The 15,457-nt window shown below is 62.3% G+C and carries 12 protein-coding genes; 8 read left to right on the forward strand and 4 right to left on the reverse strand.

Annotated features, from left to right (window positions below; all coding sequences use genetic code 11):
* Window positions 1-146 precede the first annotated feature (146 nt).
* From QD172_RS03075 to QD172_RS03085, 3 genes are all read left to right on the forward strand, one after another.
* Window positions 147-1,304 carry a glycosyltransferase family 1 protein gene (locus QD172_RS03075; protein WP_279854931.1) on the forward strand — a complete coding sequence of 386 codons (1,158 nt, stop codon included), beginning with the start codon at window positions 147-149 and terminating at the stop codon, window positions 1,302-1,304.
* Window positions 1,276-1,827 (forward strand): phosphatase PAP2 family protein, encoded by a 552-nt coding sequence (locus QD172_RS03080; protein WP_077372749.1) that lies wholly within the window; start codon window positions 1,276-1,278, stop codon window positions 1,825-1,827. Before QD172_RS03075 ends, QD172_RS03080 begins: the two co-directional genes overlap by 29 nt.
* 75 nt (window positions 1,828-1,902) lie before the next feature.
* Complete coding sequence (locus QD172_RS03085; protein ID WP_279854933.1) at window positions 1,903-2,664, forward strand: alpha-ketoglutarate-dependent dioxygenase AlkB; 762 nt, start codon at window positions 1,903-1,905, stop codon at window positions 2,662-2,664.
* Here QD172_RS03085 and QD172_RS03090 read toward each other — a convergent pair.
* Window positions 2,656-3,579: a LysR family transcriptional regulator gene (locus tag QD172_RS03090; protein WP_136938128.1), complete on the reverse strand. Its 924-nt coding sequence runs from the start codon at window positions 3,577-3,579 to the stop codon at window positions 2,656-2,658. The genes QD172_RS03085 and QD172_RS03090 overlap by 9 nt on opposite strands.
* Before the next feature lie 427 nt (window positions 3,580-4,006).
* Between QD172_RS03090 and QD172_RS03095 the strand changes: the two genes are divergently transcribed.
* From QD172_RS03095 to QD172_RS03105, 3 genes are all read left to right on the forward strand, one after another.
* Window positions 4,007-4,708: a CoA transferase subunit A gene (locus QD172_RS03095; protein ID WP_077373240.1), complete on the forward strand. Its 702-nt coding sequence runs from the start codon at window positions 4,007-4,009 to the stop codon at window positions 4,706-4,708.
* A gap of 92 nt (window positions 4,709-4,800) precedes the next feature.
* The gene (locus QD172_RS03100) at window positions 4,801-5,463 is read left to right on the forward strand and encodes a 3-oxoacid CoA-transferase subunit B (protein ID WP_084209001.1); all 663 of its coding nucleotides are present in this window, start codon (window positions 4,801-4,803) and stop codon (window positions 5,461-5,463) included.
* A gap of 586 nt (window positions 5,464-6,049) precedes the next feature.
* On the forward strand, window positions 6,050-6,256 hold the full coding sequence (locus QD172_RS03105) for a cold-shock protein (protein WP_077372737.1): 207 nt from the start codon (window positions 6,050-6,052) through the stop codon (window positions 6,254-6,256).
* Window positions 6,257-6,532: 276 nt separating this feature from the next.
* On the opposite strand, the gene gcvT is transcribed toward QD172_RS03105, so the two are convergent.
* Both gcvT and QD172_RS03115 read right to left on the reverse strand, forming a co-directional pair.
* Window positions 6,533-7,666, reverse strand: coding sequence for a glycine cleavage system aminomethyltransferase GcvT (gene gcvT / locus QD172_RS03110; protein WP_084209002.1), 1,134 nt, complete (start codon window positions 7,664-7,666; stop codon window positions 6,533-6,535).
* A 145-nt stretch (window positions 7,667-7,811) separates the two neighbouring features.
* Window positions 7,812-9,179 (reverse strand): sodium:alanine symporter family protein, encoded by a 1,368-nt coding sequence (locus QD172_RS03115; protein ID WP_077372732.1) that lies wholly within the window; start codon window positions 9,177-9,179, stop codon window positions 7,812-7,814.
* Between the two features lie 867 nt (window positions 9,180-10,046).
* Between QD172_RS03115 and gcvH the strand changes: the two genes are divergently transcribed.
* The gene (gcvH, locus tag QD172_RS03120) at window positions 10,047-10,439 is read left to right on the forward strand and encodes a glycine cleavage system protein GcvH (RefSeq protein ID WP_077372729.1); all 393 of its coding nucleotides are present in this window, start codon (window positions 10,047-10,049) and stop codon (window positions 10,437-10,439) included.
* 209 nt (window positions 10,440-10,648) lie between these two features.
* The gene (gene gcvP / locus QD172_RS03125; RefSeq protein WP_279854941.1) at window positions 10,649-13,543 is read left to right on the forward strand and encodes an aminomethyl-transferring glycine dehydrogenase; all 2,895 of its coding nucleotides are present in this window, start codon (window positions 10,649-10,651) and stop codon (window positions 13,541-13,543) included.
* A gap of 169 nt (window positions 13,544-13,712) precedes the next feature.
* On the opposite strand, the gene QD172_RS03130 is transcribed toward gcvP, so the two are convergent.
* Window positions 13,713-15,365, reverse strand: a complete 1,653-nt coding sequence (locus QD172_RS03130) for an ABC transporter substrate-binding protein (RefSeq protein WP_240499748.1) — start codon at window positions 15,363-15,365, stop codon at window positions 13,713-13,715.
* Window positions 15,366-15,457 lie beyond the last annotated feature (92 nt).

The raw sequence follows: 15,457 nt of genomic DNA on the forward strand, positions 1-15,457 counted from the left end.
CTGGAGATTGCCCGCGGGAGGTTGCCCGCTGGAGTGACCGCGGCTGCAACGACACCTGCGTGGGGTGTCATCACTTCGTCACCTCGCTGTTATGCAGGCGTCACTCCCATGGCCAATACTTCGTTCAAAGGTCATCAGGAGCCGTCATGGAGCGTATCGCCTTTGTCAGTGAAACCTGGCACCCGGAAATCAATGGCGTGGCTCACACGCTGAGCCATCTGTGCGATCAACTCATCACGCGGGGCTGCGAGCTGCAGCTCGTGCGGCCCGCACCCCGCGACGGCAGCCATGAACCACGAGTCGCGCAGGAGCTTCAGGTACGCGGCTTCCGTCTTCCGGGCTATGACACCGTCCAGATCGGCGCCCCTGCCCTGAGACGGCTGACGGCGCTGTGGCGCCAGCATCCGCCCTCCGTCATCTACATCGCCACCGAAGGACCGCTGGGGGTCAGTGCCCTGATGGTCGCGCGTCGCCTCGGCGTGCCCGTGGTGGCAGGCTTTCATACCAATTTCGACCAGTACAGCACCCACTATCATCTCAGGGCATTACGCCCCCTGGTACGTCAGGGGCTGAAGCACTTCCACAATGCCGCCAACCTGACACTGGTCCCGACACGCATCCAGGCCGCCACTCTCGCGCAACAGGGTTTCAAGCATGTCCGGGTCGTGGGACGCGGGCTGGATTGTCAGCGCTTCTCGCCCGTTCATCGCAGTGAAGCGCTGCGTCGCCAGTGGGGCGTCGGCCCTCAGCAGCCCGTCGCGCTGCATGTCGGCCGCCTGGCGGCGGAAAAGAACATCGAGCTGTTGATTCGCAGCTACGAGGCCATGCAGGCCGTGCAGCCGGATATCGCGCTGGTACTGGTGGGCGATGGCCCGCTGCGCGAACGCCTTAAGCAACGCCTGCCGGAGGCGATCTTCGCCGGCTTCCAGACCGGCGAGGCGCTGGCTGCCCATTACGCCAGTGCCGACCTGTTCCTGTTCCCCTCGCTGTCGGAGACCTTCGGCAACGTGGTGCTGGAAGCCATGGCCAGTGGATTGGCCGTGGTGGCCTTCGACTACGCGGCCGCTGCGGAAGTGATCCGCGATGACCACCAGGGGTTGCTGGCCCCCTGCACCCAGCCGGACAGATTCATCGAACAGGCAGTGGAAGTCTGCCAGCGACCAGCGCGTATCGCACGTCTCGGAAGAGCGGCCCGTGTACGCGTCGAGCCCATGGCCTGGAGCCAGGTCGCCGAGCATTTTCTTGCCTGTCTACGCCTCGCCGAGGAGAAGCCCGATGCACGATCGCAGCCTTCCCGTCTTTGAGCGACTCGACCTGCTGGAGTGGCGGCTGTGTCGCCAGGTGGCACGTCTGGCGCTGTATCGGCCGATCCTGACCCTCTTTCGCGTGGTCTCGCGCCTCGGTGACTGGCCCGTCTGGTTGCTGCTGACACTCAGCCTGCCCTTCCATCACGTGCAAGGTGGCTGGTTGATGCTGGAATTCGGACTGGCGGCGGGGGCCGGCGCCCTTTTGTATCGCGCCCTCAAGACCCGGCTGTGCCGGGAACGCCCCTTCATCACCTTCACGACCATCCAATGCACCATGCCACCGCTGGATCGCTACAGCTTTCCAAGTGGCCATACACTGCATGCGGTGCTGTTTGCCAGCCTGACGGCTCAGCAGCTGCCGGAACTGGCCATTCTCGTCACGCCGCTTGCCATGTTGATCGCGCTTTCCCGCGTGATCCTGGGACTGCATTACGTCAGTGACGTACTGGCGGGGGCGCTGCTGGGACTCGGGCTGGCTGAAGTGGCCATTCTGAGTCTTGAGTCCCTGACAGGACTCTGAGCCCGGTGCACGCTCTGTCGGCGGCAGGCCACCTTCGACTTGCCGACAGTCAATTCGCTCTGGCAAGCTCGCCTCATGACGATATCCTCCGAGGCCGGCGACCTGTTCGCCACGCATCCTCAACACGCCCCTTCCCGCACCCCGCCAAGCGGACAGCGACCGGCCGGCCTGCCGGACGACTGGCAGACACTGGCCCATGGCTGGTATCGCCATCCGCTGCACCCGCTCTATCTCAAGCCAGCCGCTCTGACTCCCCTGCAGGCCGACCAGGCACTGGTCACGCTGGATACCACGCTCGACTGGCAGCGGCCGAGCTTGAGCGTGCATGGCAAGACGCATCCCATCCCTCGCCGTCAGGTATGGATGGGGGACGCCGGGGCTCGCTATCGCTATTCCGGCAGCCTGTTCGAGCCAGCGCCCTGGCGTCCGATGGCCTGGCATCTGGGGGAGCTTGCCCGTCACGCCATCAACCGCGAGCTGAGCGCGCAGCCGGGGCAGGAACGCCATATCGACCAGCACTTCAACAGCCTGCTGGCCAATCGCTACGCCGATGGCAATGACCGCATGGGCTGGCATAGTGACAATGAACCGGAGCTTGGCGACCGCCCCATCGTGCTGGCCCTGTCACTGGGACGAGAGCGGCCCCTGCGCTTCAAGGGACATCCCCGCAGCCCCTACGCACAGGACCCCGCCTTCAACCTGTGGCTGCCCCATGGCTCATTGCTGGTGATGGGGCGCGGCTGTCAGGACCGACTGCATCACGCCCTGCCGCCACGCAAGCTCGAGGGCGTGCGCATCAGCCTGACCTACCGACAGCTATTGACGGCGTCACGCTAGATCCTCATCAGGCACGGGCGGCGGCGAGACGGGATAGCGGGCCCGCAGAGTGTCCAGCATCGCCTGGACCGCGACCGACAGCTCATGACGGCCGCGGCGAATCACGCCGACACGTTGCTCGATGACCGGCCCTTCCAGCCCCAGGCACCGACATCCCAGCGCTGACATCTGATCGGCGCTCATCGCCGGTACCGCGCTGACGCCAAGTCCCTCTGCCACCATACGTCCGCAGGTCACCAGCTGATGGGTCTCGAAGGCGACGGTGAGCTTGAGTCCCGCCTCTGCCAGGCGCCGCTCCAGCATGTGTCGCACGCCCGAGGGACGTTGCAGGGTGATGAAATCCTCTTCCAGCAGCTGATCCCAATGGATGGTCTCGGGAGCGCCCTGCAACAGGCCGTGCCCCTCGGGAATGATCGCGATGTAGCGATCCTCGAAGAGTGATTCGAAGACAAGGTCCTCGCGCACCCCGGGATCGAAACAGATCCCCAGTTCCACGCGCCCATCGGTGACACGCTCCACGACTTCCTCGGCGATCACGTCATTGACCTCGATGGTGATCTCCGGGAACTGCCGTCGAAAATCCGCCAGTACTCCTGGCAGCAGATTCCCGGCGAAGGTCGGCATGGCAGCCAATGCCACACGCCCGCGTCCGAGACTGAATCGCTGGCGCATCTCGTCCTCAGCATGCTCCCAATCCGACAGTATCCTGCGAGCCAGCGGGAAGAAGGCCCGTCCTTCCGGCGTCAGGCTGACCTGTCGAGTGGAACGCTGGAACAGACGCCCACCCAACGACTCCTCCAGATTCTTGACGGCCAGCGACAATGCCGGCTGGGAAAGATGCACCAACGTGCCCGCTTCCACGAAGGACAGGGTTCTGGCCACTGCGACAAAGGCTTTCAACTGTTTCAAGGTCATGCGGCTTCCTTCCTGTGGGGTCCCTGGGGGACGCGCCTTGAGATGACATTCGGGGAAACAGGCTCAACCCGTCGCCGGGAGACCCGTCGGCCTCTACACCATTGGTCCAAGGTGGCCAGAGCCGCTTGCGCAGCCTTGCACCGCGAGTCGTCCAGCCCTGTCGTGTATATCCGCCGCTGACCCGCACCACAGGCAGATCTGTGCAGGAAACGAGCGGGCAAGGCGATATCGTACTGCCCCAAGACTCTTCATGAAAACTTATCAATGGATAGAAAAAACAAACTTATCAAATATATACAGCCACCAGATTGTCGGCAATGATGCACTCAAGCCTTTGCCAGACGCCTGCCCCAGGCGCCGACCACGGAAGATGAGCAGCGACTCATCACCGTCAAAACGACAACACAAGATGCTCAAGGAGAACTTCATGGCAGGATTCAACAAGGTAGTGACCCGCTACGCCGATGCCATGGCGGGCCTGGAAGACGGCATGACGGTGATCGCCGGCGGATTCGGACTCTGCGGTATTCCCGAGAACCTGATCCAGGAGATCAAGCGTCGTGGCGTGAAGGACCTGACCGTCGTCTCCAACAACTGCGGCGTGGACGGCTTCGGGTTGGGCATCTTGCTGGAAGATCGCCAGATCAAGACCATGATCGCCTCCTACGTCGGCGAGAACGCCCTGTTCGAGCGCCAGCTGCTGGACGGAGAGCTCGAGGTCATCCTGACCCCCCAGGGCACGCTGGCCGAGAAGATGCGCGCCGCCGGGGCCGGCATCCCCGCCTTCTTCACCGCGACCGGCTACGGAACGCCCATCGGAGAAGGCAAGGAAGTCCGCGAATTCGACGGTCGCCCTTATATTCTCGAGGAAGCCATCAAGGGTGACTTCGCCATCGTCAAGGCGTGGAAGGCCGACCGCTACGGCAATGTCGTCTACCGTCACACGGCACGCAACTTCAACCCGCTGGCCGCAACCGCAGGCAAGATCACCGTGGTCGAAGTCGAAGAGCTGGTGGAACCCGGCGAGCTGGACCCGGCCGAGATCCACACTCCGGGCATCTATGTCGACCGCGTCATCAAGGGCAGCTTCGAGAAGCGCATCGAGAAACGGACCGTTCGCTCGCGTTGAGCCTAGGCTCCGCCTGCATCCGTTTTCTCGCGACGACACTCCCCGACACGGCAAGGCGTCACCTCGATGGCGCTTCAGACAAGGAATACATCATGGCTTTGACACGCGAACAGATGGCCCAGCGAGTGGCACAGGAAATCCAGGACGGCTCCTACGTCAATCTGGGCATCGGCATTCCGACCCTGGTCGCCAACTACATCCCGGATGGCATCGACGTGATGCTGCAGTCCGAGAACGGCCTGCTTGGCATGGGACGCTATCCCTATGACGACGAGGTCGACGCCGACATGATCAATGCCGGCAAGGAAACCGTGACCGCCATCGATGGCGCCGCCATCTTCGACTCCGCCGAATCCTTCGCGATGATTCGCGGCGGGCACGTCGATCTGACGGTACTCGGCGCCTTCGAGGTGGACGTGAACGGCAACATCGCCAGCTGGATGATCCCCGGCAAGCTGGTGAAAGGCATGGGCGGCGCCATGGACCTGGTGGCGGGTGCCGAGAACATCATCTGCACCATGACCCACGCCTCCAAGCATGGTGAGTCCAAGCTGCTCAGCCAGTGTGAGCTGCCACTGACCGGTGCCGGCTGCATTCGCCGTGTCCTGACCGACCTGGCCTTCCTCGAGATCAAGGACGGTGCCTTCCACCTGCTGGAACGCGCGCCAGGCGTCAGTGTCGAGGAGATACAGCGCCTGACCGCAGGCAAGCTCATCGTGCCCGACAACGTCCCCGAGATGCAGCTGGACGCCTGAGACGACCCAGATGCATCGCTTGACACTCCATCTCTCCGGCGATGATGGGCGCATCATCGCCGCTCTCCGAGAGTCTTGATGGTTGCAAGACCATCCACCGGCAGCGCTGCCATCGCTGCCGGTTTTTTTGTCTCTTTCCCTCACCAAGCATGACGACCTGGCGGATCCTTCGCGAGGAGCTGCCCACTGCCTTGAAAGCCCGCACGCACGCCCAATCCCCACGACGATGACTCACCTTGGCAACCTCTCAAGCGTGGCAATATACGGCGAGGTTCCATACCGACCAGAAACCAGGATAACGGGATAAAAGCAAGTCACTGTCAATCCTTGCGAAATCTGGAAAACTGACTGGCGCAATGCCGCCCATTCGAGAAGAATCTGCTCACGAGACACCCGACCAAAGGCGAAGTTTTTGATATTTCATTTGACCTTGGAGGCGCAGCAGCGCAGTATTGATCTCGTTGGTTAGCAAGTCGTATATCGTCAGTCGTGATCGAAACACTTCGGTACCTGGTGCATATCCTCCTTGTTTTACCCACGTATATCGGGTAACTCCCGGCAATATCATCAGTAAGGAATTACGATCATGGCAACTGGTACAGTCAAGTGGTTCAACGACACCAAAGGTTTCGGCTTCATTTCTCCGGACGACAACGGTGACGACCTGTTCGCACACTTCTCCGAAATCCAGGCTGAAGGCTTCAAGTCTCTGCAAGACGGTCAGAAGGTTTCCTTCGACGTCACCCAGGGCAAGAAAGGCCTCCAGGCCGCTAACATCAAGATCATCGACTGATCATGAGTTAGCTGAAAGAGACTAACCTCTCTTTCCACGGAAAAGCCCGCTTCGGCGGGCTTTTCTGCGTCTGGAGATTGCCTCGAAAGCCATGACGCCCCCCCCCTGCCAGCCAGTTCCTTCATGCCTCAGCGCCACTTGCCTGCAGCGCACGACACGATCCAGGTCTCCCGGACCAGAGCCGAGCCTGCTGCCTGACGCCTCCCACAGGCAACGAAAAAGGGACCGCCGAAGCAGCCCCTTTCCCGTCCAGCCTTGCCTGTCTTCAGCCCATCATCAGCCGCGGTAATAGCGCTGCTCGACGAAGGGCATCTTCGTCACGGTCATCGGCAGTCGCTTGCCGCGTACGTCCGCGAAGACCTGAGTGTCCAGCACGCTGTGTGCGATCGCCACATAGCCCATGGCGACCGGCTTGCCGTAGCTCGGGCCGAAGCTGCCCGAAGTCACGACACCGATGCGGTTGCCCTCGCCGTCGAAGAGCTCGGCACCTTCGCGAATCGGAGCACGCCCTTCAGCCACCAGACCGACTCGCTTGCGGGTGTGATCCTTGTTGGCGATCTGGGTCAGGATGACGTCCGCCCCCGGGAAGCCGCCTTCACGTGCACCGCCCTGACGACGCACCTTGCCCAGCGCCCAGATCAGGCTGGCTTCCACTGGCGTGGTCGTGGTGTCCAGATCATGACCATACAGGCACAGTCCAGCCTCGAGACGCAGAGAATCCCGCGCCCCGAGACCGATGAACTCCACCTCTTCCGCCGCCAGCAGCAGACGCGCGAAGCGCTCCGCCTCAGCATCGGGGACGGAGATCTCGAAACCATCTTCACCGGTATACCCGCTGCGACTGACCCAACACTCGATGCCATCGATGGTGACATGGGCATGATGCATGAAGGTCAGCTCGCAGGCCTCGGGCGACAGACGCTGCATGACCGCGTGAGCCAGCGGCCCCTGCAGGGCGAGCAGTGCCCGATCCTCCAGCACCTCAAGCTCGATCTCCATCGGCAGCCCCACACGCAGATGCGCGACGTCCTGATCCTTGCAAGCAGCATTCACCACCACATAGAGGTGATCGCCACCATTGACGATCATCAGGTCATCGAGGATACCGCCGGTATCACTGGTAAAGAGTCCGTAACGCTGCATGCCCACCGGAAGATCGACGATGTCCGTCGGTACCAGCGTCTCCAGCGCCGCCTGCACGTTCTCTCCGCGCAGGATCAGCTGCCCCATGTGCGAGACATCGAACAGCCCCGCCTTGGCACGCGTATGCTCGTGCTCCTTCTTGACGCCCAGCGGATACTGGACGGGCATGGAATAGCCTGCAAACTCGACCATCTTCGCTCCCTGCTCGACGTGCAGGTCATGAAGCGCGGTCTGCTTGAGACCGGTGACAGCGGCGGAATCGGACATCATCATTCTCCAGAGTGGCATGCAACATCTCTCCGACAGCCAGGTGAATCTGGCCCTGTGCTGCCGGAGGCTAGTGATCGAGATAGGACAATCTGAGGGGGCTCACCCCGCCGCGCCTGCCAGCGACGGGGGACTCCTGATGCGATCAGCGGTCTTCGCCCGCCAGCACTTCCTTGCCGTCAAAGTAGTCGCGGGTCAGCTTGAAGACCACGGGCGACAGCAGCGCCAGACCAATCAGGTTCGGAATGGCCATCAAGGCATTGAAGGTATCCGCCATCAGCCAGATGAGATCCAGCTTGGCCATCGCGCCCACCGGAATCGCGATCACGAACACGATGCGATACAGCATGATGGCGCGCGTACCGAACAGGTACTGGAAGCACTTCTCGCCATAGAAGGACCAGCCAAGGATGGTGGTGAAGGCAAACACGGCCAGCGCGATCGCGACCAGATGGTTGCCGACACCCGGCAAGGCCTGATCAAAGGACATGGAGGTCAGCGCCGCCCCCGTCTCACCAGAAGACCACAGGCCGGAGGTGATGATGGCCAGCGCGGTGATGGTGCAGATGACGATGGTATCGATGAAGGTGCCCAGCATGGCGACCAGCCCCTGACGTACCGGGTTCTTGGTCTGCGCGGCAGCGTGGGCGATGGGCGCACTGCCCAGGCCGGCTTCATTGGAGAAGATACCGCGCGCCACACCGAAACGGATGGCCGCCATCACCGCCGCACCGGCAAAGCCGCCAGTCGCCGCGACTGGATTGAAGGCGTAGGTGAAGATGAGGCCGAAGGCGTGACCGATCTGGTCAGCATTGATCACCAGAATGACGATGCCCGACAGGAAGTAGGCAATCGCCATGAACGGCACCAGCTTGCCCGCCACGCTGGAGATGCGCTTGATGCCACCCAGGATGACCGCACCTGCCAGCACCATCATCACGACACCGGAGGCCCAGTGCGGAATGGCAAACGAGGTTTCCAGGGCATCCGCCACGGAGTTGGACTGCACGGTATTGCCGATGCCAAAGGCCGCGAAGCAGCCGAAGAAGGCAAAGGCGCCCCCCAGCCAACCCCACTTGGCCCCCAGTCCGTTGCGGATGTAGTACATCGGACCACCGACGTGGTTGCCGTTGTCATCCACTTCGCGATAACGCACCGCACAGACGGCCTCGGCGTACTTGGTCGCCATGCCGACCAGCGCCGTGATCCACATCCAGAAGATCGCCCCCGGTCCACCCAGCGCGATCGCCGTCGCCACACCCGCGATGTTGCCGGTACCGATGGTAGCGGAGAGTGATGTCATGAGGGCATTGAACGGCGACATTTCACCATCGCCATCCTTGCCGGGCGCGCGCCCGCTCCACAGCAGCTTGAAGCCGGTACCCAACTTGCGGATCGGCATGCCCTTGAGGCCCGCCTGAAGATAGAAGCCGACCCCGAGCAGCAGGATCAACATCACCGGGCCCCACACCACGCCATTGATGGCGGTAAAGAGAGAACTGATCATTTCCACGCAGATTTCCTCCGCTGAATTGTTGTTATGACTCGATGCGAGGAGAGACACATCGGAAATCCCGTCTGGCCAGCCGGTCAACCGGCCAGCACGCCAAACGGACAGCTCACATTAGCGGAAGCTTCCAGTCTTCACTACCCCAACAGGGCTTTACGCTGGAATGTGAGCAAAACGTCACGCAAAAATCATGAAAATGTGTCAATCGCCTGAGGGATTCAGCCCGTTGATGGGCGTCACTCAGTGGATATCTCTTTCCCTTGTGCCGGCAACCTGAGCTTCTCCCGCGTCTTCCCACACACCTCTCGCGGGCAGTCCCGTGACGACAGGCACGCTCCGCCGGCGCTCGGGGATGCCTGCCATCAGGACACGCCTGATCATCAGAGCGTGAAGGAGCTTCTCTCAGCGAATGTGGGTGTCGCTGCCTGCGACACCATTGACAGCACGTGAATCTGGACACAACATGGGAAACAAGTTTCCAATACGAAACAGGCGACACTCTACCTCGACTCAACAGGGCTCGCAAGCGCAGGCAAGTGGCATCAGATTCTCGCTGGAAACCCACCTCCCGTCAGAGAATGAGGACCTGGAGAACTGACTTCCAGCGGAGAAAAAACGGTCTGCACCCTGCACTCATGGGCCTTGTGCGCTGATACCTTCGCGCCATGGCGCAGTTAGACCGGGCGTGGCAATGCGAGACACTGGACGCCCGGAGCACGACGGACCACGATGAAGAGGGCAACTCGCTTGCCACTCGCCAAAAGTCGTAGAGGCACGCCGCGCTCAGCTACTGCCACGTGTCGAGACCTTCGTGCATAATGGCGCAACGATTCCCTGAATCAGAAAATCTTTTCACATAGGAAAACACTCATGAGCAACATTCCTGCCACGCTTAAGTACACCGAGAGTCACGAGTGGGTTCAGGACAACGGTGACGGTACCGTGACCATCGGCATCACCGACCACGCTCAGGAAGCGCTGGGCGACGTCGTCTTCGTCGAATTGCCGGAAATCGGTCGCGAACTGGCGCTGGAAGAAGAGTTCGGTGTCATCGAGTCCGTCAAGGCGGCCTCTGATCTGTACGCGCCGCTGGCCGGCGAAGTCATCGCCGTCAACGAGAGCCTCGAAGACGCGCCGGAATCCGTCAACGAAAGCCCCTATGACGATGCCTGGATTCTGAAGATGAAGGTCGCTGACAGCGCCGAGCTGGAAAAGCTGCTCGACGCGGACGCCTACACCCAGCTGGTGGAAAGCGAAGCCTGATCACGGTTGGCCTCCAGCCGCTGTCCGAGACAGCGCTGTCACATGGCTGGAGGCCGCTTGCCCGTCTCACCCGGTAGTACGCTGGCTCGGCGCCCCCCAGCCGAGGCTTCACGATTCCCGACGCCCTGCCCGCCCTCCTGCGCCGGCAAGGCGATGTTCCTCCCCCGGACTGTCACTTGCAGTTCCCGTTGCAGCACAGGATTCCTTGCATGGCTCACGAGACGCTTACCCTGGCCCAGCTAGCCGGGCACGATGATTTCATTTCCCGTCACAATGGCCCGACTGCCGCCAATGTCACGCGCATGCTGGCGACACTGGGTGAAGACAGCATCGAGACGCTGATTGACCGCACCGTGCCGGCGGCCATTCGTCTGGGACGCGAGCTGGACCTCGAAGGGCCGCGCACGGAATCCGAGGCACTGGACTATCTCAAGCGCCTGGCGCGTCAGAACAAGGTATTCAAGACCTATATCGGCCAGGGATATCACAACACCCACCTGCCGGCGGTCATCCAGCGCAACGTGCTGGAGAATCCGGGCTGGTATACCGCGTATACGCCGTACCAGCCGGAAATCGCCCAGGGCCGTCTGGAAGGGCTGCTCAACTTCCAGCAGGCGGTGATGGACCTGACCGGCATGGAACTGGCCAATGCCAGCCTGCTGGATGAGGCCACCGCCGCGGCCGAAGCCATGGCGCTGTGTCAGCGTGGCAACAAGAAGAACAAGAGCAATCGCTTCTTCATCGCCGACGATGTCCTGCCCCAGACGCTGGACGTCATGCGCACGCGTGCCGATTACTTCGGCTTCGAGCTGGTCATCGATGCTGCCGAGAAGGTCGGTGAGCACGACATCTTCGGCGCCCTGTTCCAGTATCCGGGCAATACCGGTCAGGTACGCGATCTCGCACCGCTGCTGGACGCGGCACGCGCCAATGGCGCGATGACCGTGGTGGCCGCCGACCTGCTGAGCCTCGTGCTGCTCAAGTCGCCGGGCAGCCTCGGCGCCGACATCGTCGTCGGCACCTCCCAGCGCTTCGGCGTGCCGATGGGCTTCGGCGGCCCGCACGCCGCCTTCTTCGCCACCACCGACAAGCTCAAGCGCTCGATTCCGGGCCGCATCATCGGGGTCTCCAAGGACTCGCGCGGCAATCCGGCGCTGCGCATGGCGATGCAGACCCGCGAGCAGCACATCCGCCGCGAGAAGGCGACCTCCAACATCTGTACCGCTCAGGCACTGCTGGCCAACATCGCCGGCTTCTACGCCGTCTATCACGGCGCCGAAGGCCTCAAGCGCATCGCCACCCGGGTGCATCGCCTGACCAGCATTCTCGCCGAGGGCGTCACGCGCTGCGGCATGACACTGGCCCACGACAGCTGGTTCGATGCCATCACCGTCACCGGCGTGGATGCCGGCAAGATCCATGGTCGCGAGCTGACCCACGAGATCAACCTGCGCCACCACGGCGATGGCCGCATCACCATCAACCTCGACGAGACCACCACCGCCGCTGACGTCGGCGTGCTGTTCGACGTGCTGCTCGGCGAGGAGCACGGCCTGTCCGTCGCCGCGCTGGACCAGGACCTGATGGCCAAGGGCGCAAGCGCGATTCCGGCGGCCTGTCAGCGTGACAGCGACTTCCTGACTCACCCGACCTTCAGCCGCTATCACTCGGAAACCGAGATGCTGCGCTACCTGAAGCGCCTGGAGAACAAGGACCTGTCGCTGACCCACGCGATGATTCCGCTGGGCAGCTGCACCATGAAACTCAACGCCACCACCGAGATGATTCCGGTCACCTGGCCCGAATTCGCCAACGTCCACCCCTTCGCACCCTCGGATCAGGTGGTCGGCTACAAGCAGATGATCGATGAGCTGTCGGCCTTCCTGGTCGAGATCACCGGCTACGACGCCATCTCCATGCAGCCGAACTCCGGCGCTCAGGGGGAATATGCGGGACTGGTCGCGATCCGTCGCTACCAGGCGTCCATCGGTGAAGGTGCGCGCGACATCTGCCTGATTCCCAGCTCCGCCCACGGCACCAATCCGGCCTCCGCTGCGATGGCCGCCATGAAGGTGGTGGTGGTCGAGTGTGATGCCAGCGGCAACATCGACATCAATGATCTACGCGCCAAGGCCGAGCAGCACAGCGACAAGCTGTCCGCGATCATGATCACCTACCCGTCCACCCACGGCGTGTTCGAGGAAACCGTGCGCGAGGCCTGTCAGGTCGTCCACGATCACGGCGGTCAGGTCTACATCGACGGCGCCAACATGAACGCCCAGGTCGGCATCTGCCGTCCGGGTGACTTCGGCGGCGATGTCTCGCACCTCAACCTGCACAAGACCTTCTGCATTCCCCACGGTGGCGGCGGTCCGGGCATGGGCCCCATCGGCGTCAAGTCACACCTGGCACCCTTCGTCTCCAACCACGTGGTCACCCCGCTGGAAGGCGTGAAGCCGGAATGCACCGCCGTCTCGGCCGCCGCCTTCGGTTCCGCGGCGATCCTGCCGATCTCCTGGGCCTACATCAAGATGATGGGTGCGCAGGGGCTGCGTGAGGCCACCGAGCTTGCGATCCTCAACGCCAACTACATCGCCACGCGTCTCGATGGGCACTATCCGGTGCTCTATCGCGGCAAGAACGGCACCGTGGCGCATGAGTGCATCATCGATATCCGCCCGCTGAAGGCCGCTTCCGGCATCAGCGAGGAAGACATCGCCAAGCGCCTGATCGACTACGGCTTCCACGCCCCGACCATGTCGTTCCCGGTGGCGGGCACGCTGATGGTCGAGCCCACCGAGTCCGAGTCGCTCTACGAGATCGACCGTTTCTGTGAGGCGATGATCGCGATTCGCGCCGAAATCGCCCGTGTCGAGCAAGGCGAGTGGACCCTGGAAGACAACCCGCTGGTGCACGCGCCGCACACCCAGGCGGACCTGATGGACGCCGAATGGGATCGTGGGTATTCCCGCGAGATCGGTGCCTTCCCCAGCGAGCACGTCAAGGCGGCCAAGCAGTGGCCGGCCGTCAACCGGGTCGACAACGTGCATGGCGATCGCCAGTTGATCTGCTCCTGCCCAAGCATCGACCTCTACCGTGATTGAGAGTTTCGATTGAGAGTCTCGATTGAGAGCCAGCAATGAGGCAGTGATGAAACGCTGTCGCTGATCGCTCTGGCAAAAAAACGCCCCTGCCGGGTAACCGGCAGGGGCGTTGTCGTTGCAGCGGTCATTCAGGAGCCTGCTCAGTGGCGCAATGACGCGCCAGCCGAGATCACTCCTTCCAGCTCTTGAGCAGCTCGTCATAGGCGATGGTCTCGCCCTTGGGCTTCTCGTTGTCCAGCTTGGCCTTCGGCGCACCCGGCTGGGCGAACCAGTACTCCGCATCACGTTCCTCGTTGAGCTTCGGCCCACAGTTGTCCATCACCTTGGCGCGCTCGAGACGCTCGAGAATGCGGTCCTGCGCCTTGGCCAGGCCATCAAGCGCTTCCTGCGGCGTGGCTTCACCACTGGCGGCCTGGGAGATGTACTGCCACCACAGCTGGGCCAGTTTCGGATAATCCGGCACGTTGGTGCCGGTCGGCGACCACTGCACCCGTGCCGGGCTGCGATAGAACTCGACCAGACCGCCCAGCTTCGGCGCGGCATCGGTCATCGCCTGGGACTGGATATCCGACTCGCGGATCGGCGTCAGGCCTTCCAGGGTCTTCTTGAGCGAGACGGTCTTGGCGGTCACGAACTGCGCATAAAGCCATGCGGCGTGACGATTCTTCTCCGGCGTGGAGTCGAAGAAGGTCCAGGCACCCACGTCCTGATAGCCAAGCTTCATGCCCTCTTCCCAGTACGGGCCATGCGGTGACGGCGCCATGCGCCACTTGGGCGTGCCGTCGTCGTTGACCACCGGCAGGCCATCCCGTGTCATGTCAGCCGTGAAGGCGGTGTACCAGAAGATCTGCTGGGCGATGTTGCCCTGGGACGGCACCGGGCCGGACTCGGAGAAGGTCATGCCCTGAGCTTCCGGCGGTGCGTACTTGCCCAACCAGTCGACATACTTGGTGGTGGCATAGACGGCCGCCGGGCCATTGGCCGCGCCGCCACGCGTCACCGAGGAGCCCACCGGCTGACATTCCTCGACACGAATGCCCCACTCATCCACCGGCAGGCCGTTGGGCAAGCCCTTGTCGCCGGCACCCGCCATGGAGAACCAGGCATCGGTGAAGCGCCAGCCAAGTGACGGGTCCTTCTTGCCGTAATCCATGTGGCCATAGACCCGCTTGCCGTCGATTTCCTTGACGTCATTGGTGAAGAAGTCGGCGATGTCTTCATAGGCTGACCAGTTGACCGGTACGCCCAGCTCGTAGCCGTACTTGTCCTTGAACTGCTTCTTCAAGTCTTCACGCTCGAACCAGTCGGCGCGGAACCAGTACAGGTTGGCGAACTGCTGGTCCGGCAGCTGATACAGCTTGTCATCCGGGCCGGTGGTGAAATCCAGCCCGATGAAGTCATCCAGATCCAGGGTCGGCGAGGTGAAGGCCTTGCCGTCGCCTTCCATCATGTCGCTGATCGGCACGACCTTGCCATAGCGGAAGTGCGTGCCGATCAGGTCGGAGTCATTGACGTAGCCATCGTAGATGTTGCGCCCGGACTGCATCTGGGTCTGCAGTTTCTCGATGACGTCGCCTTCCTGGATCAAGTCGTGGGTCAGCTTGATGCCGGTGATCTCGCTGAAGGCCTTGGCCAGCACCTTGGACTCGTATTCATGGGTGGTCAGGGTTTCCGAGGCCACCTTGATTTCCATGCCGCGCAGCGGCTCGGCGGCCTTGATGAACCACTCGAGCTCGGACATCTGCTCGTCCTTGCTCAGCGTGGAGGGTGAGAATTCCTGGTCGATCCACTTCCTTGCCGCATCCTGATACTGATCGGCCATGGCCTGACTGGAAAGACCTGCGAGCCCCGCCGCCGTGGCGAAGGCGATGGCGTAACGCAGGCGTGCGGGTCGAATGATGTGCTGACTCATGG

Source organism: Cobetia sp. 10Alg 146, assembly GCF_029846385.1.
GTDB lineage: Bacteria > Pseudomonadota > Gammaproteobacteria > Pseudomonadales > Halomonadaceae > Cobetia > Cobetia marina.

Bases quoted from the DNA above. Each gene is read 5' to 3' on its own strand.
- QD172_RS03075 (WP_279854931.1), top strand. From the start codon at position 147: ATGGAGCGTATCGCCTTTGTCAGTGAAACCTGGCACCCGGAAATCAAT.
- QD172_RS03080 (WP_077372749.1), top strand. From the start codon at position 1,276: ATGCACGATCGCAGCCTTCCCGTCTTTGAGCGACTCGACCTGCTGGAG.
- QD172_RS03085 (WP_279854933.1), top strand. From the start codon at position 1,903: ATGACGATATCCTCCGAGGCCGGCGACCTGTTCGCCACGCATCCTCAA.
- QD172_RS03090 (WP_136938128.1), bottom strand. From the start codon at position 3,579: ATGACCTTGAAACAGTTGAAAGCCTTTGTCGCAGTGGCCAGAACCCTG.
- QD172_RS03095 (WP_077373240.1), top strand. From the start codon at position 4,007: ATGGCAGGATTCAACAAGGTAGTGACCCGCTACGCCGATGCCATGGCG.
- QD172_RS03100 (WP_084209001.1), top strand. From the start codon at position 4,801: ATGGCTTTGACACGCGAACAGATGGCCCAGCGAGTGGCACAGGAAATC.
- QD172_RS03105 (WP_077372737.1), top strand. From the start codon at position 6,050: ATGGCAACTGGTACAGTCAAGTGGTTCAACGACACCAAAGGTTTCGGC.
- gcvT (WP_084209002.1), bottom strand. From the start codon at position 7,666: ATGTCCGATTCCGCCGCTGTCACCGGTCTCAAGCAGACCGCGCTTCAT.
- gcvH (WP_077372729.1), top strand. From the start codon at position 10,047: ATGAGCAACATTCCTGCCACGCTTAAGTACACCGAGAGTCACGAGTGG.
- gcvP (WP_279854941.1), top strand. From the start codon at position 10,649: ATGGCTCACGAGACGCTTACCCTGGCCCAGCTAGCCGGGCACGATGAT.
- QD172_RS03130 (WP_240499748.1), bottom strand. From the start codon at position 15,365: ATGGCCGATCAGTATCAGGATGCGGCAAGGAAGTGGATCGACCAGGAA.